The sequence below is a fragment of the Streptomyces sp. NBC_00239 genome (assembly GCF_036194065.1).
GTDB lineage: Bacteria > Actinomycetota > Actinomycetes > Streptomycetales > Streptomycetaceae > Streptomyces.
On sequence record NZ_CP108095.1, the window covers coordinates 4416436 to 4442632 of the forward strand.

General features: G+C 70.4%; 13 protein-coding genes, 3 rRNA genes, 1 pseudogene and 1 riboswitch. Of the genes and pseudogenes, 10 read left to right on the forward strand and 7 right to left on the reverse strand.

Annotated features, from left to right (window positions below):
• The first annotated feature begins 285 nt into the window (after positions 1-285).
• Positions 286-420: riboswitch (cyclic di-AMP (ydaO/yuaA leader) on the forward strand.
• Between the two features lie 9 nt (positions 421-429).
• Entirely contained in the window at positions 430-1506 is a 1077-nt protein-coding gene (locus OG764_RS19570) for a M23 family metallopeptidase (RefSeq protein ID WP_328969707.1), read from the forward strand.
• Here the strand turns inward: OG764_RS19570 and OG764_RS19575 are convergent.
• The 4 genes and pseudogenes from OG764_RS19575 to OG764_RS19590 form a co-directional block, all read right to left on the reverse strand.
• Positions 1505-2449 (reverse strand): annotated as a pseudogene (locus OG764_RS19575) (PrsW family intramembrane metalloprotease); the annotation flags it as partial. The gene OG764_RS19570 and the pseudogene OG764_RS19575 sit on opposite strands and share 2 nt — an antisense overlap.
• Before the next feature lie 112 nt (positions 2450-2561).
• On the reverse strand, positions 2562-3347 hold the full coding sequence (gene trmB, locus OG764_RS19580; RefSeq protein WP_328969708.1) for a tRNA (guanosine(46)-N7)-methyltransferase TrmB: 786 nt from the start codon (positions 3345-3347) through the stop codon (positions 2562-2564).
• 72 nt (positions 3348-3419) lie between these two features.
• Complete coding sequence (gene lhgO / locus OG764_RS19585; protein ID WP_328969709.1) at positions 3420-4607, reverse strand: L-2-hydroxyglutarate oxidase; 1188 nt, start codon at positions 4605-4607, stop codon at positions 3420-3422.
• A gap of 45 nt (positions 4608-4652) precedes the next feature.
• A complete protein-coding gene (locus OG764_RS19590) occupies positions 4653-6275 on the reverse strand; it encodes a sporulation protein (protein ID WP_328969710.1) in 1623 nt (540 codons plus the stop codon).
• A gap of 667 nt (positions 6276-6942) precedes the next feature.
• Here OG764_RS19590 and OG764_RS19595 point away from each other — a divergent pair.
• Positions 6943-9078 (forward strand): asparagine synthase-related protein, encoded by a 2136-nt coding sequence (locus OG764_RS19595; protein ID WP_328969711.1) that lies wholly within the window; start codon positions 6943-6945, stop codon positions 9076-9078.
• 386 nt (positions 9079-9464) lie between these two features.
• Here the strand turns inward: OG764_RS19595 and OG764_RS19600 are convergent, their stop codons facing one another.
• On the reverse strand, positions 9465-11456 hold the full coding sequence (locus OG764_RS19600; protein ID WP_328969712.1) for a sigma-70 family RNA polymerase sigma factor: 1992 nt from the start codon (positions 11454-11456) through the stop codon (positions 9465-9467).
• 268 nt (positions 11457-11724) lie between these two features.
• On the reverse strand, positions 11725-12489 hold the full coding sequence (locus OG764_RS19605) for a TetR/AcrR family transcriptional regulator (RefSeq protein WP_328969713.1): 765 nt from the start codon (positions 12487-12489) through the stop codon (positions 11725-11727).
• Between the two features lie 341 nt (positions 12490-12830).
• Here OG764_RS19605 and OG764_RS19610 point away from each other — a divergent pair, with 341 nt between their 5' ends.
• The gene (locus OG764_RS19610; protein ID WP_328969714.1) at positions 12831-14267 is read left to right on the forward strand and encodes an NAD(P)/FAD-dependent oxidoreductase; all 1437 of its coding nucleotides are present in this window, start codon (positions 12831-12833) and stop codon (positions 14265-14267) included.
• Between the two features lie 186 nt (positions 14268-14453).
• On the forward strand, positions 14454-16193 hold the full coding sequence (locus tag OG764_RS19615; protein WP_328973076.1) for an ATP-binding SpoIIE family protein phosphatase: 1740 nt from the start codon (positions 14454-14456) through the stop codon (positions 16191-16193).
• A gap of 378 nt (positions 16194-16571) precedes the next feature.
• Here the strand turns inward: OG764_RS19615 and OG764_RS19620 are convergent, their stop codons facing one another.
• Positions 16572-17858 carry an MFS transporter gene (locus OG764_RS19620; protein ID WP_328969715.1) on the reverse strand — a complete coding sequence of 429 codons (1287 nt, stop codon included), beginning with the start codon at positions 17856-17858 and terminating at the stop codon, positions 16572-16574.
• A 106-nt stretch (positions 17859-17964) separates the two neighbouring features.
• On the opposite strand from OG764_RS19620, the gene OG764_RS19625 reads away from it, so the two are divergent.
• The 6 genes from OG764_RS19625 to OG764_RS19650 all read left to right on the forward strand — a co-directional run bounded on the left by OG764_RS19625 (position 17965) and on the right by OG764_RS19650 (position 26137).
• Positions 17965-18507 (forward strand): MarR family winged helix-turn-helix transcriptional regulator, encoded by a 543-nt coding sequence (locus OG764_RS19625; RefSeq protein ID WP_328969716.1) that lies wholly within the window; start codon positions 17965-17967, stop codon positions 18505-18507.
• Positions 18508-19165: 658 nt separating this feature from the next.
• A 16S ribosomal RNA gene (locus OG764_RS19630) occupies positions 19166-20689 on the forward strand.
• 285 nt (positions 20690-20974) lie between these two features.
• A 23S ribosomal RNA gene (locus OG764_RS19635) occupies positions 20975-24097 on the forward strand.
• Between the two features lie 74 nt (positions 24098-24171).
• A 5S ribosomal RNA gene (rrf, locus tag OG764_RS19640) occupies positions 24172-24288 on the forward strand.
• The 16S, 23S and 5S rRNA genes sit together here, the layout of an rRNA operon.
• Positions 24289-24372: 84 nt before the next feature.
• Positions 24373-24948 (forward strand): GNAT family N-acetyltransferase, encoded by a 576-nt coding sequence (locus tag OG764_RS19645; protein WP_328969717.1) that lies wholly within the window; start codon positions 24373-24375, stop codon positions 24946-24948.
• A gap of 139 nt (positions 24949-25087) precedes the next feature.
• Positions 25088-26137: an aldo/keto reductase gene (locus OG764_RS19650; RefSeq protein WP_328969718.1), complete on the forward strand. Its 1050-nt coding sequence runs from the start codon at positions 25088-25090 to the stop codon at positions 26135-26137.
• The last annotated feature ends 60 nt before the right edge of the window (positions 26138-26197 follow it).

Below are 26197 nucleotides of genomic sequence, written 5' to 3' on the forward strand. Positions count from 1 at the left end.
GTCGTTTCCGGCGCACGCTCGGACACGGACCGTAGTCGAAACGCCGCACTCCGCAGTCTTGTTGACGTGGCGTCAGTTGACGCGTGTGGCCGAGGAGATACCCAAAGGGCCGTCAGAGTGCCCGGATTGAAGTGATCTTGTCCGTAAAAGTCCAGGCCAGAGCCGGTCGGAGCGTGGCTGATACACGCGAAGGATCAGTCGCGACAGCTTGGAATCACTCCCCTGTGTCTATTACCGTTCGATAACGCAGCGCGGTCGTCCCAGCCGTCGCAAGAGACGGCACCGTGCGCGTACGCGCCGAATTCCGCAAGGGAACCGGGGAACCACCAATTTGGGGTGAATCGGGCCCAACAGGGCCCGTAGGAGACCTTCCTGCTCCGAACCCGTCAGCTAACCCGGTAGGCGAGAAGGAAGGAAAGGAGCGCCCCCGTGGCGTCCAACACGCCTGCCCCCGAGGCCCCCGAGAGCTTCGACGGCCCCCACGCGGGTGCCTGGGGCGAGTGGAACCCCACCGAGGACTCCGTACGGCCCGCCCGGGGCCGGCACCGCGTGGCCAAGCAGCGCGGCGGCCTCGCCCGCAGCTCGACCGTGCTCGGTGTCGGTGTCATCGCCGCCGTCGGCGCGGGTGGGATCGCCAGCGCGCAGGACCGCCCGCAGGTCTCCATATCCATGCCCTCGATGCTCTCCGGAGTGTCCGGGGAGATCGGGGAGTTCGCGGATTCCGCGACCTCCTTCGTCGACGGGGAGCGGACCGCCGGCCAGGTGCCGGACACCGTGTCCGTCGCCGCCCCGCTGACCACCGCCGGAGTCGCCCCGGACCAGGCCGAGTCGGGCACCGACGCGGGTGAGGCGCTGCGCAACCGCATCCTCCAGCAGGCCGAGTCGCAGGCCGACGCCGCGGCCGCCGAGGCCAAGCAGGCGGCCGCGAAGGCCGCCGAGGAAGCCGCGGCGAAGGAGGCCGCCCAGCACCGGGAGGCCGCCCGCAAGGCCGCCGAGGAAGCCGCGAAGGAAGCCGCGCGCGCCGCCGCCGAGGAGAAGGCCCGGGCCGCGGCCGAGGCCGAGCGGAAGGCGGAGGAGCAGGCCGAGGAGGCGCGGCTGGCGAAGCTCGCCGGCGCCTACGCGCTGCCCACCAGCTCGTACACGCTCACCTCGCACTTCGGCGACTCCGGTTCGATGTGGTCTTCCGGCCACCACACCGGCCTCGACTTCGCCGCCCCTACGGGCACCCCGGTCAAGGCCGTGCACGGCGGCACGATCGTGTCGGCCGGTTGGTCGGGCGCGTACGGCTACCGGATCGTGCTGCGCCTCCAGGACGGTACGGAGATCTGGTACTGCCACCTGTCCTCGATGTCCGCGACCTCGGGCACGGTGGCCACGGGCGAGACCATCGGCCGGGTCGGCGCCACCGGCAACGTCACGGGCGCGCACCTGCACCTGGAGGTGCGGACGGGCGGGGTGGCCCAGGATCCGCTGGCGTGGCTGCAGGGCAAGGGCCTGAGCGTCTGACGGCGGCGGGCGGGCCGGGGGCCCCGGCGTCGGCGGCCTGACCGGGGTCCGCGAGGGCGGCGGCGGGCGGGCCCGTGGCGCGGCGCACGCGGACGGCGAACCAGACCAGCAGTGCGAAGGCCGGGACCATCACCGTCCCGTAGACCAAGTGGAAGCCGTGCTCGCCGAGTTCGGAGGAGCTGTTCCACAGGGCGTGGACGGCCATCGCGAGCGCGAGGCCGAGCAGCGGGAGCAGCCGCCGTCCCCGGCGGCCGGCCGGGCGTTCCGCCGAGGGGCCGTCGTCGCCGCCCCGGCGGCCGGCGGTGGCCGCCAGTGCGAATCCGATGCCGGTGAGTGCCGTGAACAGCGGGTGCGCGAAGGGCGACATCACGATCCGCACGAAGAAGGTGGCGGCCGTGAGGGAGTCGGGGACCGACGTCCCGCTGTCCAGGTCCTGCCCGAAGGCGTTGCCGAGGTAGAGGATGTTCTCGGTGAACGCGAAGCCGGTCGCGGTGAACCCGGCGAGGGCCAGCCCGTCCGCGATGCCGCCGGCGCGGCGCCGGCGGAAGAGGTGCACCAGCAGCAGTGCGGCCGCCTTCGCGGTCTCCTCCACCACCGGCGCGATCGCGATGGAGCCGATCTGGTCGGCGTCGTAGGGGTCGGCGGTGGCCGCGGCTATCCAGCGGGTCGCGAAGCTGTTGGCCACTATGGCGATCAGCGCCGCCGCGCAGGCACCCCAGGCGAAGCAGAACACCAGCTGCGGCCACGGCCGGGCGCGGACGCCGAGCCATCGGAACGCCGCCATCAGCGGCGGCACCGGCAGGACCGCGAGCCCGAGCCCCACCAGGAAGCCCGGGGTGCCGGTCTGCTCCCGCACCATCCCGAGGATCAGCACCCCGGCGGTCGCGAGCACGCAGGCCGGCACCAGGGTGCGGACCCGGAACGGGACGCGGACCCGGACCAGGGCGTGGCCCCGGGCCGGGACGCGGACCCGGGCCGGGGTGTGCGAAGTGTCTGAGAACGCCCGGAACACGTGACGACCCTAGCCAGCGGGGTCGCTCGCGGAGGCGGGGTTTTCAGTTCTGCTGACGCCGGAAGAGCAGGTCGTGTACGACGTGCCCCTTGTCGATGCCCTGGCCCTCGAACCGGGTGAACGGCCGGAACGCGGGCCGGGGCGCGTACCCGCCGTCCTCCTGCGTGTTCTCGAAGTCCGGGTGTGCGGTGAGGACTTCGAGCATCTGCTCGGCGTAGTCCTCCCAGTCCGTCGCGCAGTGCAGCAGCGCACCCGGCGCGAGGCGGGTGGCGGCCAGCGTGAGGAACTCCGGCTGGATCAGGCGCCGCTTGTGGTGGCGCGCCTTGGGCCAGGGGTCCGGGAAGTACACGCGCAGCCCGGCGAGCGAGGCCGGCGGCAGCATCTCGCGGAGCAGGATGATCGCGTCGCCGTTGGCCACGCGGATGTTGGTGAGGCCGCCCCGCTCGGCGAGGGCGAGCAGGTTGCCCTGGCCGGGGGTGTGCACGTCGGCGGCGAGGATGCCGGTGTCCGGGTCGTCCGCGGCCATCTGGGCGGTCGCCTCGCCCATGCCGAAGCCGATCTCCAGGACCACGGGGCGGCCGTCGAAGAGCTTGCCGAGGTCGAGGACCTCGCGCCCGTCGATGTCGAAGCCCCAGGTGCCCCAGAGCCGCCGCAGGGCGTCGTCCTGGGTCGAGCTCACCCGGCTGCGCCGCGGCTGGAAGCTGCGGATCCGGCGCTCGTGGTGCGAACCGGCGGGGTCGGGCGAAGGGCCGTCGGGGAAGCGCGGCTCCGTGCGCCAGCGGGGGGCGGTGTAGGAGGCGTCGGGCTGGGGGTTCAGGGACTCAGACACAGTGCCCCCGATTCTACGGTCCACCCCCCGCCCCGGCACGCCGTGGCCCGCCCGCCGCGGCGCGCGTACGGGTCAGCCGGCGGCCGCGGTCAGGGCCCGGCGGGCTATTTCGCGGCCGATGGGGAGGGACGCCGTGGCCGCCGGGGAGGGGGCGTTCAGGACGTGCACCGTGCGCGGGGCCTCGCGGATCAGGAAGTCGTCGACGAGGGTGCCGTCGCGCAGCACCGCCTGCGCGCGCACCCCGGCGGTCGCGGGCCGCAGGTCGGCCTCGGTGACCGCGGGGAGCAGCCGGCGGACCGCCTCGGTGAAGGCGTGCTTCGACAGCGAGCGGTGGATCTCGCCGGTCCCGTACCGCCAGTGCCGGCCGGCGACCCGCCAGGTGCCGGGCCAGGCCAGCTGGGTCGCGAGGTCGCGCGGCCGCACGGTGCCCCAGCGGTACCCCTCGCGGGCGAGGGCCGGCACTGCGTTGGGCCCGACGTGGACCCCGCCGCCGATGCCGCGGGTCAGGTGGACGCCGAGGAACGGGAAGGCCGGGTCCGGCACCGGATAGACCAGTCCGCGCACCAGCTCGGGACGGACCAGGTCGTGGTACTCGCCGCGGAACGGCATGATCCGCATGCCCGGGTCGTCGCCCGCCAGCCGGGCCACCCGGTCGCACTGGAGACCGGCGCAGTTCACCAGCGCGCGGGCCCGTACGACCAGGCCGGACGTGGTGCGCACGGCGACGGCCGAGGGTCGCCGGGAGATCAGTGCGGCCTCGGCGCCGTAGACGATCTCCGCGCCCGAGGCCTCGGCGAGGCGGGCGGCGACCCGGCCGTAGTCCACGATGCCCGTCGTGCCCACGTGGATCGCGGCGAGTCCGGCGACCTCCGGTTCGTACTCGCTGATCTGCGCGGGGCCCAGCTCGCGGACCGGGATGCCGTTCTCCCGGCCGCGCTGGACCAGTGCGTGCAGCCGGGGCAGCTCCGCGCGTTCGGTCGCGACGATCAGCTTGCCGGTCACTTCGTGCGGAATGTCGTGCTCCGCACAGAACTTGACCATCTCCGCCGCGCCCCGCACCGCGAAACGCGCCTTCAGCGAACCCGGCCGGTAGTAGATCCCGCTGTGGATCACCCCGCTGTTGCGGCCGGTCTGGTGCCGGGCGGGGCCGGCCTCCTTCTCCAGCACGACCACGCGCGTCCCCGGGGCCAGGCGCGACAGGGCGTACGCGGTCGACAGACCGACGATCCCGCCACCGATCACCAGTACGTCGCAGTCCATGCCACCTCCCACGTCCGAGTCTGCACCCCGGCACTGACAATCCCGTTAGGCGGGGGTCACCAGCAGCGGGCGCGCCCGCTCGCGCAGCTCCGCGACGCGCGGCTCGTCGCCGTACGGTTCGAGCCGGTGCAGCAGGTCCCGTACGTACTCGGTGGTGCGGGCCGAGGAGATCCGGCCCGCGACCTCGACGGCGCGGGTGCCCTGGGCGCAGGCCGCGTCCAGGTTCCCCGACTCCAGCTCCGCGACCGCGCTGACCACCAGCCGCAGGCCGTGGGAGCGCACGTACTCCTCGGTGGGGCGGGAGAGGGCCTGTTCGGTGAAGCGCCGGACCTGGCGGGGGAGTTTGAGGTCCCGGTAGCATTCCGCCGCATCCGCCGCGAACCGGTCGTACGAGTAGAAACCCAGCCAGGTCGGGTCGCAGTCGCCGTCCCGGGAGCGCTCCAGCCAGCTCTCCGCGGCGCGCAGCGCGGCCCCGGCGGCCTGTGAGTCGCCGGCCTTCGCGTGCGCCCGGGCCTCGACCAGCCGGAAGAAGCTCATGGTGCGGGCGGTGGCGAGCCCGCGGTTGCGCTCGGCGGCCGCCTGCGCGAGGTCGACGCCTTCGTCGGGGAAGTCCCGGTAGGTCGCCTGGAGGGACATGGAGGCCAGCACGTAGCCGCCGAGCGGGACGTCCGCGGCGGCGCGGGCCAGCCGCAGGGCCTGGATGTAGTAGCGCTGGGCGGCCTCCTGTTGGCCGGTGTCGAAGGCCATCCACCCGGCGAGCCGGGTGAGTTCGGCGGTCGCCCCGAAGAGCGCGCGGCCCACTTCGTCGGAGTACGAGCCGAGCAGCAGCGGCGCCGCGTCCACCCGCAGGCACTCGGGGACCATGGAGGAACGCCAGTCGCCGCCACCGTACTTGGAGTCCCAGCGCCGGGCGTCCTCGGCGGCCTCGCGCAGCTTGGCGACGTCGCTGTGGCCGACGCGCTGGGCGGTGGCGTCCAGCGGGAGCGGCTCGGTGGGCTGCGCGGACGGAGCGGGGTAGGGGGACAGCGCGGAGTGGGCGGGCCGGGCCGCCGGCTGGGCGCCGCCGCCGGACGCGCCGGGGAATCCGGACGCGCCGATCGCGCCCGCGGCCGGTGCGTGGGGTCCGGTGCCGGTGCCGGTGCCGGGGCGGGTGCCGACGCCGTTGCCGGGGCCGGGCGGGCGTAACGGCGCGGCCTCCCGCGCCACCGAGCTGTCCGCGGGCGATATCAGCCACCGCGAGGCGGGGGTCGCGTACGCCGCCACCGAGAAGGAACCGGCCAGCGACTGCCAGATCCCGCCACCGCCACGGCGCCCCGCGAGGTCGAGCCGGTAGAGGTCGGTCGCGGACCGGACCGCTCCGGCCACGTCGCGCGGGAAGCCGAGCCCCACCTCGGGCGCCGGGTCCGCGTCGGCGAGCCCGATCTCGTGCAGCGGGACCGGCCGGCCGAGCTTGGCGCCGATCGCGGCGGCGATCAGATGGGGGGCGGCGCCCTGCGGCACCATGCCCTTGGAGACCCAGCGGGCCACCGAGGTCTTGTCGTAGCGCAGGGTCAGCCCGCGCTGTGCGCCGAGGTCGTTGACGCGCCGGGCGAGCCCGGCGTTGCTGATGCCCGCGAGGGCGAGGACGGTGCCGAGCTTCTCGTTCGGCTCGCGGAGCTCCCTGGACATGCGCCACCCCTCGTCACGCGGAACGCAGCACGCAGCATTACGGAACAGCCGCACCGGGCGGCAGCCCGGACGGCGATGCGGAACGGCAGTACGGACGTACGGAACGGCCGTACCGGACGGAACATCAGTACGGCAGCAGAACGGCGGTACGGAACACATACGGCCGCCGGGCATAGGCGCCCGGCATTCGTAAACCCAGCGTAGTTCGCCGCATCCCAAGCGTTAAGGGCTCGACTTCCGTATGGCGAGATTGTTGTCCGTGCACACAGTCGTGGCCGGGGCGCATCCGTGGCCGCGTGCTCCGCCCGTGTGGCCGTGCGCCTGCGCGTGCGCTCTGGCCCGCTCAGGGGGGCGGCGATTCGATGTGGGGTGCGTGGGTCGGCCCGCTGCACGGATCCGGCGGGCCGGGGGACGCCGCCGCCTCAATCCCCGCGGGTGGCGGACCGGTCCGGGAGGCGGGCCGCGCCTCCCGGACCGCGCCCCCCGCACGCCGTCGGACGCCGGAAAGAATGGCTGAATCCGACCTATGGGACGCCGGGAACGGAACGCCAAATACCGCATGGCGGGGGCGTGTTCGTTTGCATGTGCGCCCCCCTTAACCCCTCTCGCACGCCTGTCTCGTGGCAGCATGGACCCCAACTTGTCCACAGTCTGTGGAGGCGGCGCGATGCGGTGGTTGGTGGGCTGGAGCAGTATCGCCGCCAGCTTCGGTACGGCCGGGCGGCTCGCCGACCAGGCCCACGGCGGTCTCGCCGACGTCTCCGGGCCCGACGAGCCCGCCGAGGACGCCGCCCGCACCGTGCACCCGGTGGGCGCCCAGCTGCTCTGGGGCGACCCCGATCCGCTGTGGGCCGTCGGCGACTGGCGCCCCGACGAGATCCGCACCGTCACCGCCGACCCGGCCGACCCCTTCACGCGCCTGGCCGTCCTCGGCTGCTGCGCCGCCACCGACGCCGAACTGCGCCGCTCCCTCTACGCCGCCCGCGGGGGCGCGCTGCGCCACCTCACCCAGTGGCCCGGCAGCTACACCGTCGTCGTCCAGGCCGGCCGCCGCATCACCGTCGTCGGCGACCTGGCGGGCGCCCGCCCCGTCTTCTACACCCCCTGGGCCAACGGCACCGCCTACGCCACCGCCGCCCTCCCCCTCGCCGACCTCATCGAGGCCCAGCTCGACATCGGCCACCTCGCCGCGCTGCTGGCCTGCCCCGACAGTCCCGAGGCGCTCGGCGACGGCACCCCGTACGCGGGGGTCCGCCGGATCCCGCCCGGCCACGCGCTGATCCTGCGCGAGGGCTCCCGCGAGATCACCGGCTACGAGCCCCTCGCCTCCCTCGCCGTGGCCGCCCCGCAGCTGGACGCGGACCGCGCGGTGGAGGGCGTGCGCGAAGCACTCGTCGACGCGGTGCGCGCCCGGCTCACGGCCCCGCGGCATGCGCCCGATGCCCTCGTCCACGACCCCGGACCGGTACCCGGCATGGGTCCCGCCGAACGGCGCGCGGCCCGCGGCGCGCCGGCCCCCGGCATCGGCGCCGACCTCTCCGGCGGCAGCGCATCCGCCACGCTGGCCCTGCTCGCCGCCGGACTCCCCGGGGTCCCCGGCACGGTCCTGGGCCACGGCACCGGCGCCGGTGAACGGCTGCTCGCCGTCACCTTCAACGACCTGGCCACCCCGCACGGCCGCGAGGACGAACTAGAACGCGCCCGGGCCATCGCCGCCAACCCCCGCCTGCACCACGTCGTGGTCGCCGCCGCCGAGGAGGCGCTCCCGTACGTCGACCTGGCCGGCCCGCTCACCGACGAGCCCGGCCCTTCGCTGGTGGTGGCCGCCCGCAACCGGCGGCGGCTGTCCGCGGGCAGCGCCGACCACTTCGTCGGCCACGGCGCCCGGCAGGTCCTGGACGCGCACCCGGCCCGCCTCGCCGACCTGCTGCTCGACCGGCGGCGCCGGCACCTGGTCCGCCCCGTCGCGGCCCTGGCCCGCTCGGGGGAGCAGTCGATGACGGTGCCGTTCACCGTGTACCTCGCCGCCCGCAGGCTTTCGCGCACTTCTTACATGGCGGGCATCCGGGAGGCGGCCGCGCGGCTGCGCGAGCACTCCTTCGACGACCTGGCGGACACCGGCCCGGTGGAGGCCTCGCTGGCCGCGCTGACCTGGTCCCGGCCGGGGCCGGCGGCCCGCTGGCTCACCGGCGAGGCGCTGGCCGAAGTATCGATCCGCTTGGAGGTGGCGGCGGGCCGGCCGCCGCTGTCGCTGCGACCCGGCGAGGCGCGTGCCCGCGCGGCGCTGGCCCGGCACGCGGGGGACCACCGGGTCTTCGAACAGGCCGTGGAGGTACGCAGCCAGCGCCTGCACGCGCCGTTCCTCGACAACCAGGTGGTACGGGCCGCCCGCGCGCTCCCCGAATCCCTGCGGGTCCAGCCGGGTGCCCGCGCGGCCGTCCTGCGCAGCGTGCTGTCGGCGACGGGGGTGCGCGAACTGCCGGCCGGCTGGGGGGCCACCCACCAGAGCGAGCCCGCCGCCGCGGTCCGGGCCGGACTGCGGGCCGCGCTCGACGACCTCCTCGACCTGTTCGCGGCGCCGTTGCTGGCGGATGCGGGGCTGATCGAGGCGCGGGTGGTCCGGCAGGCGCTGGTCGACGCGGCGGAGGGCCATCCCGTTCCGCTGGACGGGCTCGCGGAACTGGTCTCCACCGAACTGTGGCTGCGCCGCCTGTTGTCCCGCCGGGGGACGTGCTGGACCGGCACCACCACCCCCCGCCGCCGAGCCGTCCCCACCGTCACCCCCCACCGCCGAGCCCTCTAACCCCCGGCCCCGCCCCCCCGGTCTCGTCGGTGCCCGGGCCCCCACCCCCAGCTCCTTGGGCCCGGGCCCCCACCCCCAGCTCCTTGGGCCCGGGCCCCGACCCCCAGCTTCTTGGGCCTGGGCCTAACTTCCCGGCCTTGCCGGTGCCCTGGGGCATATCCAGCCTCGCCGGCGTTTGAGGCGCGGGGTTTGGGGCGGAGCCCCAAGACTGCAACCCGGCTGGCGCCGGGCACCGGGCTCTGCCCGGACCCGCTCCTCAAACGCCGGAGGGGCTGGGGGGTGCCCTGGCGAGGCTGGGGGTTGCCGGGGAGGCTGGACGTGGCGCGCCAGGGCGCCGGAGGGGCTGCGGGTTGCCCCGGCGAGGCTGGGGGGCGGGTGCCGCGGGGTCAGGGGCAGGTGATGGTGGAGTCGGCCCAGTCGGCGAGCAGCAGGTGGCCGTGCGGGCCGTCGCGTTCGACGACCAGCCTGAGGTTCGCGCGGTCGGCGATGCCCACGGACACCGGGACCGCCTGGTCGCCGGACGCGAGCGCCGGGGACCGCCACAGCCGTACCCCGTCCGCGTACACGGCGAAGCGCAACGCCCCGCGCGCGCCCAGCGACATGTCGTCGACGCCGACCCGGGCGGAGAAGACCCGGCACGGCCGGTTGAGCGCGATGGCGACCGAGGAGCCGGGCCGCACGGTGAGGCCCTGCTCGTGGCCGCGCCCGCCGATCACCAGGCCCCAGCGCTGCCACACCCACCCGGTGCGGCCGGTGCGCAGTTCGGGCCCGGTGTGGTCACCGAACACCGAGTACGCCAGCGAGGACAGCGGGTACGAGCGCGGCGCCCGCGGCGGGCTCGGCGTCGGCGTCGGCTTCGGCGGCTTGGGCGAGGGCGGCGACACCACCACCGGCGGCCGGCTGGGCGCGGGCCGGGCGGGCCGCGGGGACGACGGCCGCGGGCTCGGCCGGGGCGCGGCCGCGGTCCGCCTCGGGGTGAGCGACGGCTTCGGCGCCCTCGGCGCCTCGGTCTCCGGCGGCGCCGCGGGCGCGGCCGGCGCGCTGCGCCGGACCGGCGGAGGAGTGGGCGCGGGCGGCTCGGGTTCGGCCGGGAGCACCGGCGCGGCCAGGCTCGGCTTCGGCTTCGCGACGGGCTGCGGCTGGTCGTCGCCGACGAAGGCGAAGACGATCCCGGCGGCGGTGGCCACGGCGAGGCCGGCCGCGACGGCGGCCTTCGCCGGCATCCCGATGCCCTCGGAGGCGGCCGCGGCCCCGGCCCCGGAGCCCCCGGCACCTGCCCCGCCCGCGGCCGCGCCCGCCCCGGCCGCACCCCCCGCACTCGCCCCGGCCGCCCCGCCGGCACCCGTCGCGGCCGCCGCGGCGCCCGCTCCGCCCGCGGCCACGGCCCCGCCGGCCACCACGCCGGCGGCCTTCACGGCGTACCCGGCGGCGAACCAGCCGATGACGGCGACCGGCAGCAGCGCCGGGATGCCCGCGTTGACGTCCTTGAGTTCGCCGGCCGCCAGCCGGCACTTCGCGCACTCCTCCAGGTGCTTGCGCAGCCCGCGCTCCGCCCGCATCCGCAGGCCGCCGCGGGCGTACGCGCCGAGCCGGTCGGCGTGCTGCGCGCAGTCCCCGCCCTGGCTGAGGGCGGCGCTGACATGGGCCTGGAGGTAGGCCTGCTTGAGCCCTTCGCGGGCCCGGCTGGCAAGTACGGCGGTGGCGTTGGGGCTCAGCCCGAACAGCGGGGCGATGGCGCTGGGCGAGGAGTCCTCGACGGTGGTGTGCCACAGCACGGCCTGCCACCGCTCGGGCAGGCTGCGGAACGCCCGCATGGCCAGCGTCTGCTCGGCCCCTTCCATCGCCCGTACGTCGGCGCCCCGTTCGACGCTGTCCGCCGCCGCGGCCGCGCCGGCTTCGGCCCCGCGGGCCGCCTGTTCGGCGAACACGGCGAAGTCCTCGACGAGTTGCTCCCGCTTGGCGGTCTTCGTCCAGGCGGCGGCGACCCGCCGCACGGTGGTGAGGAGGTACGCGCGGACCGCCTGGTCGGGCCCGGCTCCGCCGCGTACGGCCTGAAGGGTCCGCGCGAACACCTCGGCGGTCAGGTCGTCGGCGGTGTGCGCGTCCCGGCAGCAGGTGCGGGCGTAGCGGCGCACGGCATCGGCGTGCCGGCGGAACAGCTCCTCGTACGCCCCGTCGTCTCCGGCGCGCATCCGTGCGATCAAGTCGCCGTCGGAGGGCGGGAGTTCGGCTGTGGTGGCGCCGCTGCCCGATTCCCGCTGGGCCGGTACCTGGCGGGCCGGCAGCCCGATGGCCCCGGCTCCGGTCACCGCTCCCGTCCCGGCATCGGTCTCGGCTGCGGCGCCACCGAGTGACTCGTCCCGCTCGTCAACGCTCATCGCGGAAGCCCCCGCACGACACCCTCGGACCCGTACACCGGAAAAGAGTGGCATAGAGGGCACGCCGGACGTACCCCTCTGCGCGGTATCCACTCATCCGAGCACGATCCGGCGCATCGCCGTGTCGCCCCTCATCCGTTCGAGCGCGCGAACGGATCGCCCGAACGGATGAGGAGCAGTGCCCGGTGTCGTTGTCGCCCCAATGACCGCAGGCCCCCGGCGGGACCGGCAGGGCCACGGCCCCCAGGTCGTCTCCGGAAGAGACGGCCTAGCGGGAGCGCAGGCCTTCGAGCAGGATGTCGAGCAGCCGCGAAGACGCCGCCGCCTGGTGTGCCGGGTCCGGCAGCGCGGGCGCCGCCGTGGCGATCACCAGCAGGACGTCTGCCACGGTCACGTCGGTCCGCAGTTCGCCCGCGGCCCGTGCCCGGTCGACCAGCCGGCCGACGACCTCCAGCAGCGCTCCGGCGCCCGAGTCGTCCGGGTCGGCGACGGCCACCGGCCGCCGGCCGACCACGCGCAGGTCCGGCTGCCCGGTCCCGTCCGCCGGCGACTGGCGCTGCTGCGGGACGCGTGCGTCCACCGCCTCGCCGGCCTCGTCGGCCGTCTCGTCGGCGCCCACGCGGAGCACCTGCGGCGGCAGCAGCCGCCCGGCACCGGAGGCCACGGAGGTCCGCAGGAAGCGCGACAGCGCCTGCCACGGCTCCTCCTCCTGGCCCAGTGCGGCCCGCGCCTGCTCGGTCAGCCGGGCGGTCTCCTCCTCGGCGATCCTGCGGACCAGCACGTCCTTGCTCGGGAAGCGGCGGTAGACCGTCCCGACGCCGACGCGCGCCCGACGGGCCACGTCCTCCATCGGCGCCCCGTAGCCGAGCTCGCCGAACACCTCACGCGCGGCGCGCAGGACGTGCTCCAGGTTGCGCTGCGCGTCCACGCGCAGCGGAGTGGAGCGGCCTATCCCCGCGCCACCTGCGATCGCACGGCCGGGCGCCTCGGTCGAGAGCGCCGTCGCCGATCCATGGAAATCCGAAATATGCATGTGTATCCCCCGTCAATCTTCATGTCTCCCCCCGGAGACATCCCCGCTTTCTCGCCAGGAGGGCCGCGGTCAGCTGAGCCCCGGCCGACGCACCCGGCGAACTACGAACATAGTTGAGCCAGAGTCAATTCAGAAGAGGCAGCTCCGTATGGACCACCGCCCGATCGGAGCATTCGCCCCCACTTTTCCGGTCCGGGCACCCGGAATCACCCCGTCCGACCCATCTGACCTGCACGATTCCCCCGCACTTCGGGGTCCTTCAGGGCCCCTGGCAGGGGTGGCCTTCGGTCACACAATCTGTCGGGCCTGTGGACAAAGTCCCGGCCACGTTGCGTCATGGGATGGTGAAGGCTGCTGACTCCCGGGGAACAGCCCCCGGCACCTCGCCCCGCGCACGGATCCTCATCGTCGGCGGCGGCTACGTCGGGATGTACACCGCCCTGCGCCTCCAGCGCAGACTCAGGGCGGACGAAGCCGAGGTCACCGTCGTGACCCCCGAGCCCTACATGACGTACCAGCCCTTCCTGCCCGAGGCGGCCGCCGGCTCCATCTCGCCCCGGCACGTCGTGGTGCCGCTGCGCCGCGTCCTCGGCAAGTGCCGGATCGTCATCGGCGAGGCCCGCAGCATCGACCACGCCAAGCGCACCGCCACCGTCACCACCCTCGCCACCGAGGAGGAGGGCACCGGCGCCGTCGAGATCGAGTACGACGAACTCGTCCTCGCGCCCGGCTCGATCTCGCGCACCCTGCCCATCCCGGGCCTCGCCGACTACGCCATCGGCTTCAAGACCGTCGAAGAGGCCATCGGTCTGCGCAACCACGTCATCGAGCAGATGGACATCGCCTCCTCGACGCGCGATCCGCACGTCCGCGACGCCGCCCTCACCTTCGTGTTCGTCGGCGGCGGCTACGCCGGGGTCGAAGCGCTCGGCGAGCTGGAGGACATGGCCCGCTACGCCGCCCGCTACTACCACAACGTCAAGGCCGACGACATGAAATGGGTGCTCGTCGAGGCCAGCGACCGGATCCTCCCCGAAGTCGGACCCGAGATGGGCCAGTACACCGTCCGGGAACTGCGCGGCCGCAACATCGACGTCCGGCTGGAGACCCGCCTGGAGTCCTGCGCCGACCGCGTCGCCGTCCTCAGCGACGGCTCGCGCTTCCCGACCCGTACGGTCGTGTGGACCGCCGGCGTCAAACCGCACCCGCTGCTCGCCGCCACCGACCTGCCGCTCAACGAGCGCGGCCGGCTGCGCTGCACGGCCCGCCTCGGCATCGACGGCGCCGAGCACGCCTGGGCCGCCGGTGACGCCGCCGCCGTCCCCGACACCACGGCCGGGGGCACCTCCCAGGCCGAAGGCTCCGGGGGAGAAACCGTCCGCGAATGCGCCCCCAACGCCCAGCACGCCGTCCGCCAGGCCAAGGTCCTCGCCGACAACGTCATCGCCTCCCTGCGCGGCGAACCCCTCACGGACTACGCGCACGGCTACGTCGGCTCCGTCGCCTCCCTCGGCCTCCACAAGGGCGTCGCCCACGTCTACGGCCGCAAACTCAAGGGCTACCCCGCCTGGCTGATGCACCGCGCCTACCACCTCAGCCGCGTCCCCACCTTCAACCGCAAGATGCGGGTGCTGGCCGAATGGACGCTGTCCGGCCTGTTCAAGCGCGAGATCGTCTCCCTCGGCTCCCTCGAACACCCGCGGGCCGAATTCGAACTCGCGGCCGGTGGCGGCCCCAAGAAACCCCCCGAGGCACCCTCGCCCAAGCCCGCGGACTGACGCCGTCAGTGCGGTCGGCCCCACTGGGCGTGTGACCATAGGTGTGCTGACACCTGCACAGAGTGACCCCGCACGAGCGACCCCTGGCTCGGGCGGCCCCGCCCCGCACCGGTACCCTCCGGCTCCGCCCGGGGCACCCCGCCAGCGACACAGCGACCACGAGCGACACCACGAGGCTTGAACGCAGTGAACTTCACGCGCTGGAGCGCCCGGTTCCCAGGAACGCAGCGCCGCGCCGCAGCCCGGTCCGCGCACGCCGCGGCCCAGGCCAAGCGCGGCGAGGGCTCCGTCCCCGCGGCCCGAGGTGAGCACACCGACGCCGCCGTACCCGCCGCCGCCCAGGACGGCCGTCCCGCCGAACCCACGGTCTGCGGGACCGGCACGGGCGGCGGCACCGGCGGCGCCGTCGTCACCGTCCCCTCCCTCGACGAACTCTCCGTCCGCGAGGTGCTGGGCCGGCTGCCCGCCCTCGTCGCCCTCGTCCACGGCCCCGACCACCACATCGCGTACGTCAACGAGGCCTACACCACCGGGTTCGGCCCCCGCCCGCTCGGCGCCCCCGCCCACGAGGCGCTCCCCGAACTCGACGAACTCGGCCTCCTCCCCCTCCTCGACCAGGTCCTGCGCAGCGGCAAGCCGCGTACGGTCAAGAACCGCACGGCACCCGACGGCAGCTCGTACACCGTCACCTGCACCCCGGTCACCGGCATCGGCACGCCCGCCGACCCGAAGGGCGACGGCGTCCTCGTCCACCTCGCCGACGTCACCGATCACGCCGAGGCCCTCGACCGGCTCCGCGCCGCCGAGCGCCGCCAGCGCGAGGCCGTCGTCACCCTCCAGCGCTCTCTGCTCCCGCAGGAGCTGGAGGAGCCCGACGACCTGCGGATCGCCGCCACCTACCAGCCGGGCGGCACCGAGGCCGCCGTCGGCGGGGACTGGTACGACGTGATCACGCTGGGGGCCGGGCGCACCGCACTCGTCATCGGCGACGTGATGGGCCGCGGGGTCCGCGCCGCCGCCGTCATGGGCCAGCTGCGCACCGCGGTCCGCGCGTACGCCCGCCTCGACCTGCCGCCGCACGAGGTGCTCCAGCTCCTCGACGGCCTGGCCGCGGAGATCGACGCCAGCCAGATCGCCACCTGCGTGTACGCGGTGCACGATCCGAACGAGGGCCGGCTGGTGTACGCGTCCGCCGGCCACCTGCCGATCCTCGTACGCGACGAGGACGGCACGGTCCGCCGCGCCGACGGGGCCACCGGTCCGCCGCTCGGCACCGGCGGCTGGCTGCACTCCTCGGGCACCATCGCGATCGGCCCCGGCGCCACCGCCGTCCTCTATACGGACGGTCTCGTCGAGCGGCGCGGCGAGGACATCGACGAGGGCGTGGCCGCGCTGGAACGCGCCCTGTCCGGGGCGACGGGCACCCCGCAGGTGATCTGCGACCGGCTGATGCGGGCCCTGGGCGTCGGCGCCGACCACGACGACGACGTGGCGGTGCTGGTGCTCCAGCATCCGACGCGCAGCGGGGCGGACGCGGAGCTGTTCCACAACGCGGCCCTGGAGCTCCTCGGCGGCATCGAGGCCGCCCCCCGCGCGCGGGCCTTCGCCCAGGGCGTCCTGGCCTCGTGGCGGTTCCCCGTGGAGCTGTGCGACCTCGGGGTGCTGGCGGCCAGCGAACTGGTGGCGAACTCCCTGCAGCACGGCACCCCGCCGATGCGGCTGCGCCTGCGGCGCACCGACCGCCGCCTGATCATCGAGGTCACCGACGGCGACGACCACCTGCCGCGGCGGCGGCGGGCGGAGCCGGCGGACGAGGCGGGGCGCGGTATCTCGATCGTCGCGACGATCGCCTCGTCCTGGGGTTCCCGCCGCACCCCGGGCGGCGGCAAAGCCGTCTGGTGCGAATTCGCCCTCCCGGCCCCCTGACCCGCCCGCCCTGACCGGACCCCTGGGGCGCAGTTTCCAGCCTCGCCGGCGCCTTGGGGTGCAACTCCCGGGCTTGCCGGCGTTGCGTGCGGCAAACCCAGCCTCGCCGGCGTTTGAGGCGCGGGCCCGGGCAGGGCCCACCCCGGCCTCGCCCGTGCCCTGGGCCGCAATTCCCAGCCTCGCCGGCGTTTGAGGCGCGGGGTTTGGGGCGGAGCCCCAAGACTGCAACCCGGCTGGCGCCGGGCACCGGGCTCTGCCCGGACCCGCTCCTCAAGCGCCGGAGGGGCTGAATCGGCCGCCACGGCTGAGCCGCCTCCGGCACGGCGGCAAGGCTGTGTGTTGCCCCTCGGGCAGTCGGCGGGGCTGGAGGCGCGGGGGTTACGCGGGGACGGGCTCGGCGGAGTGGGGGGTGGTTGCCGCGCGGGCCGGCTTGGCCAGCGACGGGTTGTCCTGCACGGCAGTCAGCTGCCGCCCCAGCCGCAACGCGAGGAAGCAGATGCCGAGCGAGACGAGGACGAAGACGCCGATGTAGACCATGGGCAGTCCCGCACCGACCGGCACGCCCAGCGGCCCAAGCGCCAGCGCCATCTGCTTGACCAGCGCGAACGCCGAGTTGTACTGCCCGACCGAGCCCTCGGGGGCGAGGTCGGCGACCAGCGGCGCCACGGTCGGAGACAGCATCGCCTCGCCGATCCCGAAGAGCGCGTACGTCGTGATGAACGCGCCGGCGGCCATCACGGCGCTGCCGTGGCCGAGGCCGGAGAACCCGGCGATCACCCAGGCGACCGTCCAGATCAGACCGACCAGGGCGATGACCCGGGACCGGCGCCGCTTCTCGACGAGCCGCAGCACGACGAACTGGGCGATCACGATCGCGCCGGTGTTGGCGGCGAGCGCGAAGCCGAGGGTGGCGGGGGAGATGCCCGCGGCCTCGGTGCCGAAGGCGGCCAGGCCCGACTCGAACTGTCCGTAGCAGGCGAAGAAGAGGACGAAGCCCAGCACGCACAGCTGGACCATCGCCTTGTGGCGCAGCAGCCGCTGCCAGCCGCCGCCCGCCTGGGCCGGGTCCTTCGGCCGGGCGTCCTTGATGGCCGGGACGTGCGGCATCCGGACGCTGGCGATGACGCCGGCCAGCACCAGGAACATCACGGCCTCGATGGCGAAGAGCAGGGTGAAGCTGCCCGGCCGGTTCACGTCGACGATCTGGCCGCCGATCAGCCCGCCGATGCCGAGGCCGAGGTTCTGCATGAAGAACTGCAGGGCGAAGGACCGGGTACGGGTGGCCGGGGTGGAGCACCACACGATCATCGTGGCGAGGGCCGGCTGCATGACGGCCTGGCCGGCGCCGAGCGCCAGCGCGGACAGCAGGATCGGCACCGCGGCGTTCGAGAGACCGAGGGAGAGCGCGCCGAGGGAGGCGAGGACCGCCGCGCCGATGACCACGGGGACCGGGCCGCGGCGGTCGATGACCCGACCGGTGAAGGGCAGCGCGACCAGCGCGCCGAGCGCGAAGGCGATGAACGCGGAGGTCGCCGTCGCAGTACCCAGACCGCGCACCTGAGCCACGTAGATGTAGAGGAACGGAACCGTGAATCCGATCCCGAACGCGGTCAGTGCGTTGCCCGCCTGGATCCGCCGCATCGCGGCGCCCATCACCTTGGTCATTTTTCACCTGCCCTTAGAGCTGAAGACTTCAATACTAAAGTTCGATGGTTAAGAGTACACATCGAAGGAGTTAGATGGCAACCAGGGTCGTGCCATACTTCGCGGCATGGGTGACTCCCCCGACACAGCGGGCAACGAAGGCGTGAGCGAGCCGAGCCTCGACGAGCAGATCGCCGTCTACCAGCGCGAATTCCAGGACCTCGACCCCCAGGTCGAGAAGGTGGTCTCGGCGCTCAGCCGCCTCAACCGCCGCATGAACGTCGCGTACGGGCGCCAGACCGCGGCCCTGGGCATCAGCAACGCGGAGTGGGAGGTCCTCAAGGCCCTCGTCATCTCCGGTGCGCCCTACCGGATGGGCCCGAGCGAGCTGGCCAAGCAGCTGGGCCTGACGCCGGCCGCGATGACCCACCGCATCGACCGGATGACGGCCGAGGGTCTGGTCACCCGGGAGCGGGACGAGAACAATCGGGTCCGCGTGATCGTGGAGCTCACCGCCGAGGGCCGCAGCAAGTGGCTCGACGCGATGCGGGCGGCGACCATCTTCGAGGAGGACCTCCTCCAGGACCTCTCCACGCAGGAGCGCGGCGCCCTCGGTGACATGCTGACCCGCCTGCTGGACCGCGTGGAGGACCTCCAGGCGAAGGGCTGATCGGGGGGTGATCCCCGGGCCCGCCCCGGAGGTTGACACGGCCCCGCGGGATCCGTAAGGTACTTCGAGTTGTCCCCGAGCCGGAACGGTTCTGCGATGACGATCCGCCGCTTCATCGCGGCAACCCAACACAGCACGATCTCCCAGCGGGAGTGAATTCGGCATGCCTGAATTCACGACCGAGACCCGATTTCGGGTCGTCCGGGAAATCCGCTAGAGTTCGGGAGTCGGAAGGGCCCAACAGCCCGGAAGACAAACCCCGCTGACTGGGAGTCAGGCCCGAAAGGATCTGATAGAGTCGGAACCGCCGGAAAGGGAAAACGCGAAAGCGAAGAACCTGGAAAGCGCCGAGGAAGTCGGGCCCGAAAGAGTCTGATAGAGTCGGAAACGCAAGAACGAAGGAAGCGCCCGGAGGAAAGCCCGAGAGGGTCAGTACAAAGGAAGCGTCCGCACCTTGAGAACTCAACAGCGTGCCAAAAATCAACGCCAGAAGTTGATACCCCGACTCACTTCGGTGAGTTGAGGTTCCTTTGAAAAAGTCCTGGCAGGTCTTCGGATCTGGCAGGCAACACTACAGCGAGGACGCTGTGGACGATCTGCCTTATTCCGGCGTGATCGTCCCGCTCTTGCGTGGTGTGCACCCGATTACGGGTAAACATTCACGGAGAGTTTGATCCTGGCTCAGGACGAACGCTGGCGGCGTGCTTAACACATGCAAGTCGAACGATGAAGCCCTTCGGGGTGGATTAGTGGCGAACGGGTGAGTAACACGTGGGCAATCTGCCCTTCACTCTGGGACAAGCCCTGGAAACGGGGTCTAATACCGGATAACACTCCTGCCTGCATGGGCGGGGGTTAAAAGCTCCGGCGGTGAAGGATGAGCCCGCGGCCTATCAGCTTGTTGGTGGGGTAATGGCCTACCAAGGCGACGACGGGTAGCCGGCCTGAGAGGGCGACCGGCCACACTGGGACTGAGACACGGCCCAGACTCCTACGGGAGGCAGCAGTGGGGAATATTGCACAATGGGCGAAAGCCTGATGCAGCGACGCCGCGTGAGGGATGACGGCCTTCGGGTTGTAAACCTCTTTCAGCAGGGAAGAAGCGAAAGTGACGGTACCTGCAGAAGAAGCGCCGGCTAACTACGTGCCAGCAGCCGCGGTAATACGTAGGGCGCAAGCGTTGTCCGGAATTATTGGGCGTAAAGAGCTCGTAGGCGGCTTGTCGCGTCGGATGTGAAAGCCCGGGGCTTAACCCCGGGTCTGCATTCGATACGGGCAGGCTAGAGTGTGGTAGGGGAGATCGGAATTCCTGGTGTAGCGGTGAAATGCGCAGATATCAGGAGGAACACCGGTGGCGAAGGCGGATCTCTGGGCCATTACTGACGCTGAGGAGCGAAAGCGTGGGGAGCGAACAGGATTAGATACCCTGGTAGTCCACGCCGTAAACGTTGGGAACTAGGTGTTGGCGACATTCCACGTCGTCGGTGCCGCAGCTAACGCATTAAGTTCCCCGCCTGGGGAGTACGGCCGCAAGGCTAAAACTCAAAGGAATTGACGGGGGCCCGCACAAGCGGCGGAGCATGTGGCTTAATTCGACGCAACGCGAAGAACCTTACCAAGGCTTGACATATACCGGAAAGCATTAGAGATAGTGCCCCCCTTGTGGTCGGTATACAGGTGGTGCATGGCTGTCGTCAGCTCGTGTCGTGAGATGTTGGGTTAAGTCCCGCAACGAGCGCAACCCTTGTCCTGTGTTGCCAGCATGCCCTTCGGGGTGATGGGGACTCACAGGAGACCGCCGGGGTCAACTCGGAGGAAGGTGGGGACGACGTCAAGTCATCATGCCCCTTATGTCTTGGGCTGCACACGTGCTACAATGGCCGGTACAATGAGCTGCGATACCGTGAGGTGGAGCGAATCTCAAAAAGCCGGTCTCAGTTCGGATTGGGGTCTGCAACTCGACCCCATGAAGTCGGAGTCGCTAGTAATCGCAGATCAGCATTGCTGCGGTGAATACGTTCCCGGGCCTTGTACACACCGCCCGTCACGTCACGAAAGTCGGTAACACCCGAAGCCGGTGGCCCAACCCTTGTGGAGGGAGCTGTCGAAGGTGGGACTGGCGATTGGGACGAAGTCGTAACAAGGTAGCCGTACCGGAAGGTGCGGCTGGATCACCTCCTTTCTAAGGAGCATATAGCCGACTGCGATCGAATGAATCGCACGGTTGCTCATGGGTGGAACGTTGATTAGTTGGCACAGTCTTCAAAGCCTTCTGTAAGTACTGCTTCGGCGTGGAACACGGAAGAGTGGCGGGGATTGTGCTTGGCACGTTGTTGGGTATCTGAGGGTACGGCCGATTTGGTCGAACCTTCGCGATGCCGGCCCCAGTGAACTCACTAGCTTGTCTGGTGGGGTGATGGGTGGCTGGTCGTTGCTTGAGAACTACACAGTGGACGCGAGCATCTGTGGCCAAGTTTTTAAGGGCGCACGGTGGATGCCTTGGCACCAGGAACCGATGAAGGACGTGAGAGGCCGCGATAGGCCCCGGGGAGCTGCCAACTGAGCTTTGATCCGGGGGTGTCCGAATGGGGAAACCCGGCAGTCGTCATGGGCTGTCACCCACTGCTGAACACATAGGCAGTGTGGAGGGAACGAGGGGAAGTGAAACATCTCAGTACCCTCAGGAAGAGAAAACAACCGTGATTCCGGGAGTAGTGGCGAGCGAAACCGGATGAGGCCAAACCGTATGCGTGTGATACCCGGCAGGGGTTGCGCATGCGGGGTTGTGGGAATTCTTTTGATCGGTCTGCCGGCCGGTCGGCGAGTCAGAAACCGTTGATGTAGTCGAAGGACATGCGAAAGGTCCGGCGTAGAGGGTAAGACCCCCGTAGACGAAACATCAGCGGCTTGCTTAAGAATCTCCCAAGTAGCACGGGGCCCGAGAAATCCCGTGTGAATCTGGCGGGACCACCCGCTAAGCCTAAATATTCCCTGGTGACCGATAGCGGATAGTACCGTGAGGGAATGGTGAAAAGTACCGCGGGAGCGGAGTGAAATAGTACCTGAAACCGTGTGCCTACAAGCCGTGGGAGCGTCGCGCATTGAGTTTACTCAATGCGTCGTGACTGCGTGCCTTTTGAAGAATGAGCCTGCGAGTTAGCGGTGTGTAGCGAGGTTAACCCGTGTGGGGAAGCCGTAGCGAAAGCGAGTCCGAATAGGGCGATTGAGTTGCACGCTCTAGACCCGAAGCGGAGTGATCTAGCCATGGGCAGGTTGAAGCGGAGGTAAGACTTCGTGGAGGACCGAACCCACCAGGGTTGAAAACCTGGGGGATGACCTGTGGTTAGGGGTGAAAGGCCAATCAAACTCCGTGATAGCTGGTTCTCCCCGAAATGCATTTAGGTGCAGCGTCGTGTGTTTCTTGCCGGAGGTAGAGCACTGGATAGGCGATGGGCCCTACCGGGTTACTGACCTTAGCCAAACTCCGAATGCCGGTAAGTGAGAGCACGGCAGTGAGACTGTGGGGGATAAGCTCCATGGTCGAGAGGGAAACAGCCCAGAGCATCGACTAAGGCCCCTAAGCGTACGCTAAGTGGGAAAGGATGTGGAGTCGCAGAGACAACCAGGAGGTTGGCTTAGAAGCAGCCACCCTTGAAAGAGTGCGTAATAGCTCACTGGTCAAGTGATTCCGCGCCGACAATGTAGCGGGGCTCAAGCGTACCGCCGAAGTCGTGTCATTGCAGCAATAGGGCCAACGCCCGCTGTGATGGGTAGGGGAGCGTCGTGTGCCGGGTGAAGCAGCAGCGGAAGCTAGTTGTGGACGGTTCACGAGTGAGAATGCAGGCATGAGTAGCGATACACACGTGAGAAACGTGTGCGCCGATTGACTAAGGGTTCCTGGGTCAAGCTGATCTGCCCAGGGTAAGTCGGGACCTAAGGCGAGGCCGACAGGCGTAGTCGATGGACAACCGGTTGATATTCCGGTACCCGCTTTGAAACGCCCAATATCGAATCAGGCGATGCTAAGTCCGTGAAGCCGTTCCGGACCCTTCGGGGAAAGGAAAGTGGTGGAGCCGACGAACCAGACTTGTAGTAGGTAAGCGATGGGGTGACGCAGGAAGGTAGTCCAGCCCGGGCGGTGGTTGTCCCGGGGTAAGGGTGTAGGCCGAGGGGTAGGCAAATCCGTCCCTCATTAAGGCTGAGACCTGATGCCGAGCCGATTGTGGTGAAGTGGATGATCCTATGCTGTCGAGAAAAGCCTCTAGCGAGTTTCATGGCGGCCCGTACCCTAAACCGACTCAGGTGGTCAGGTAGAGAATACCGAGGCGTTCGGGTGAACTATGGTTAAGGAACTCGGCAAAATGCCCCCGTAACTTCGGGAGAAGGGGGGCCATCACCGGTGATGAGTCTTGCACTCTGAGCTGGGGGTGGCCGCAGAGACCAGCGAGAAGCGACTGTTTACTAAAAACACAGGTCCGTGCGAAGCCGTAAGGCGATGTATACGGACTGACGCCTGCCCGGTGCTGGAACGTTAAGGGGACCGGTTAGTGACCTTTCGGGGTTGCGAAGCTGAGAACTTAAGCGCCAGTAAACGGCGGTGGTAACTATAACCATCCTAAGGTAGCGAAATTCCTTGTCGGGTAAGTTCCGACCTGCACGAATGGCGTAACGACTTCTCGACTGTCTCAACCATAGGCCCGGTGAAATTGCACTACGAGTAAAGATGCTCGTTTCGCGCAGCAGGACGGAAAGACCCCGGGACCTTTACTACAGTTTGATATTGGTGTTCGGTTCGGCTTGTGTAGGATAGGTGGGAGACTTTGAAGCAGCCACGCCAGTGGTTGTGGAGTCGCCGTTGAAATACCACTCTGGTCGTGCTGGATGTCTAACCTCGGTCCGTGATCCGGATCAGGGACAGTGTCTGATGGGTAGTTTAACTGGGGCGGTTGCCTCCCAAAGAGTAACGGAGGCGCCCAAAGGTTCCCTCAGCCTGGTTGGCAATCAGGTGTTGAGTGTAAGTGCACAAGGGAGCTTGACTGTGAGACCGACGGGTCGAGCAGGGACGAAAGTCGGGACTAGTGATCCGGCGGTGGCTTGTGGAAGCGCCGTCGCTCAACGGATAAAAGGTACCCCGGGGATAACAGGCTGATCTTCCCCAAGAGTCCATATCGACGGGATGGTTTGGCACCTCGATGTCGGCTCGTCGCATCCTGGGGCTGGAGTCGGTCCCAAGGGTTGGGCTGTTCGCCCATTAAAGCGGTACGCGAGCTGGGTTTAGAACGTCGTGAGACAGTTCGGTCCCTATCCGCTGCGCGCGTAGGAATATTGAGAAGGGCTGTCCCTAGTACGAGAGGACCGGGACGGACGAACCTCTGGTGTGCCAGTTGTCCTGCCAAGGGCATGGCTGGTTGGCTACGTTCGGGAGGGATAACCGCTGAAAGCATCTAAGCGGGAAGCCTGCTTCAAGATGAGTATTCCCACCTCCTTGAGAGGGTAAGGCTCCCAGTAGACGACTGGGTTGATAGGCCAGATGTGGAAGCCCGGTAACGGGTGGAGCTGACTGGTACTAATAGGCCGAGGGCTTGTCCTCAGTTGCTCGCGTCCACTGTGTTAGTTCTGAAGTAACGAACCGTGTCTATGCCCGGTTGGTCAACTTCATAGTGTTTCGGTGGTCATAGCGTTAGGGAAACGCCCGGTTACATTCCGAACCCGGAAGCTAAGCCTTTCAGCGCCGATGGTACTGCAGGGGGGACCCTGTGGGAGAGTAGGACGCCGCCGAACAATCATTGTGGGAAAGCCCCGCACCTTATGGTGCGGGGCTTTTCTGCGTTTACGGCCAGGTGCCGATCTGTCTAGGATCGGTCCATGAGCAACGTGCACCACGACACGAACCACGTGATACGCGCCATCCGGCCCGACGAGTGGGAGAAGGTCCGCGGCCTGCGGATCACCTCCCTGAAGGACCCGGCGGCCCCCGTAGCCTTCCTGGAGACCGTCGAGCAGGCTGAGGCCCGCGATGACACGTTCTGGCAGGACCGGGCCGCGGGATCCTCCCACGGCGGCGCGGCGCGCCAGTTCGTCGCCGAGGCGCCTGACGGCAGCTGGAGCGGTTCCGTGGTCATGCTCGTCGAGCAGGCCGGCGCGGCCGACTTCTTCGAGGGCGAGATCGCCATGGACCAGGGGCACCTGGTCGGCGTCTACGTGCGCCCCGAGTACCGCGGCACCGGGCTGACCGAAGCGCTCTTCGACACCGCCCTGGATTGGGCCTGGTCGCTCGAGTCGCCGGCGCTGGAGCGCGTACGGCTCTTCGTGCACGAGGACAACGGGCGGGCGCAGGCCTTCTACCGGCGGGCCGGCTTCACTTTCACCGGCACCGTCGTCCCGATGCCCGAGGGCGACGGCGCCATGGAACTCGAACTCGCCATCCCCCGGCCCGAATAGCGGGAGTCCCTTGGGCAACCGGGACCGGTGGTGCGGGGCTTGATCTAGAGCACCCTCCAACTCCTAGAGTCCGGAACACAGTCGGTGCGGCCCGGACCCGGTCCCGGCCGCACCGGAACGACTCAACGGGGGGTTTCTCATGCGTTATCGCGTTCTCGGCGGCACCGGCATGCAGGTGAGTGCGTACTGCCTCGGCACGATGATGTTCGGCGCGGTCGGCAACCCCGACCACGAGGAATCCGTACGCGTCATCCACGCGGCGCTCGACGCCGGCATCAACTTCGTGGACACCGCCGACATGTACTCGGCGGGCGAGTCCGAGGTCATCACCGGCAAGGCGCTCAAGGGCCGCCGCGACGACGTCGTCCTCGCGACCAAGGGCCACTTCCAGATGGGCGAGGGGCGCAACCGCAGCGGCAATTCGCGGCGCTGGCTCACCACCGCCGTCGAGGACAGCCTGCGCCGGCTCGGCACGGACTGGATCGACCTCTACCAGGTGCACCGGGTCGACCCGGACACGGACATCGAGGAGACCCTCGGCGTGCTGGGCGACCTCGTACGGGCCGGGAAGATCCGGGCGTTCGGGTGCTCGACGTTCCCCGCGGAGGAGATCGCGCACGCGCACCACGTCGCCGAGCGGCGCGGGCTCCAGCGGTTCCGCACGGAGCAGCCGCCGTACTCGATCCTCGCCCGCGGCATCGAGGCCAACGTGCTGCCGGCGTGCCGCCGTTACGGGATGGGCGCGCTGACCTGGAGCCCGCTCGCGTCCGGCTTCCTCACCGGGAAGTTCCGTCAGGGGCAGCCGGTCGACCTGACGGCGGGCCGGGCCCGGCTCGCACCGGAGCGCTTCGACCCGTCCCTGCCGGTGACCGCGGCCAAGCTCGCGGCCGTCGAGGAACTGGTCGTGCTCGCCGAGGAGATCGGGTGCACGCTGCCCGAACTGGCGGTGGCCTTCCCCGCCGCGCACCCCGACGTGACCTCGGTGATCCTCGGACCGCGCACCATGGAGCAGCTGGAGAACTCCCTCAAGGGCGCCTCCCTGCTGCTGGAGGACGTGGTGCTCGACCGGATCGACGAGATCGTGCCGCCCGGCACGAACGTCTACCACCCGGACGGCGCCTGGCAGTTGCCGGCCCTGCGGGACCCCGCCGCCCGCCGCCGGCCGGTCACCGACCGCGCAGCCGCGTAACCGGGCAGCCGTGTAGCCGGGCAGCCGTATAACCGCGTAATCGGGCCGCCGCTTGGACCG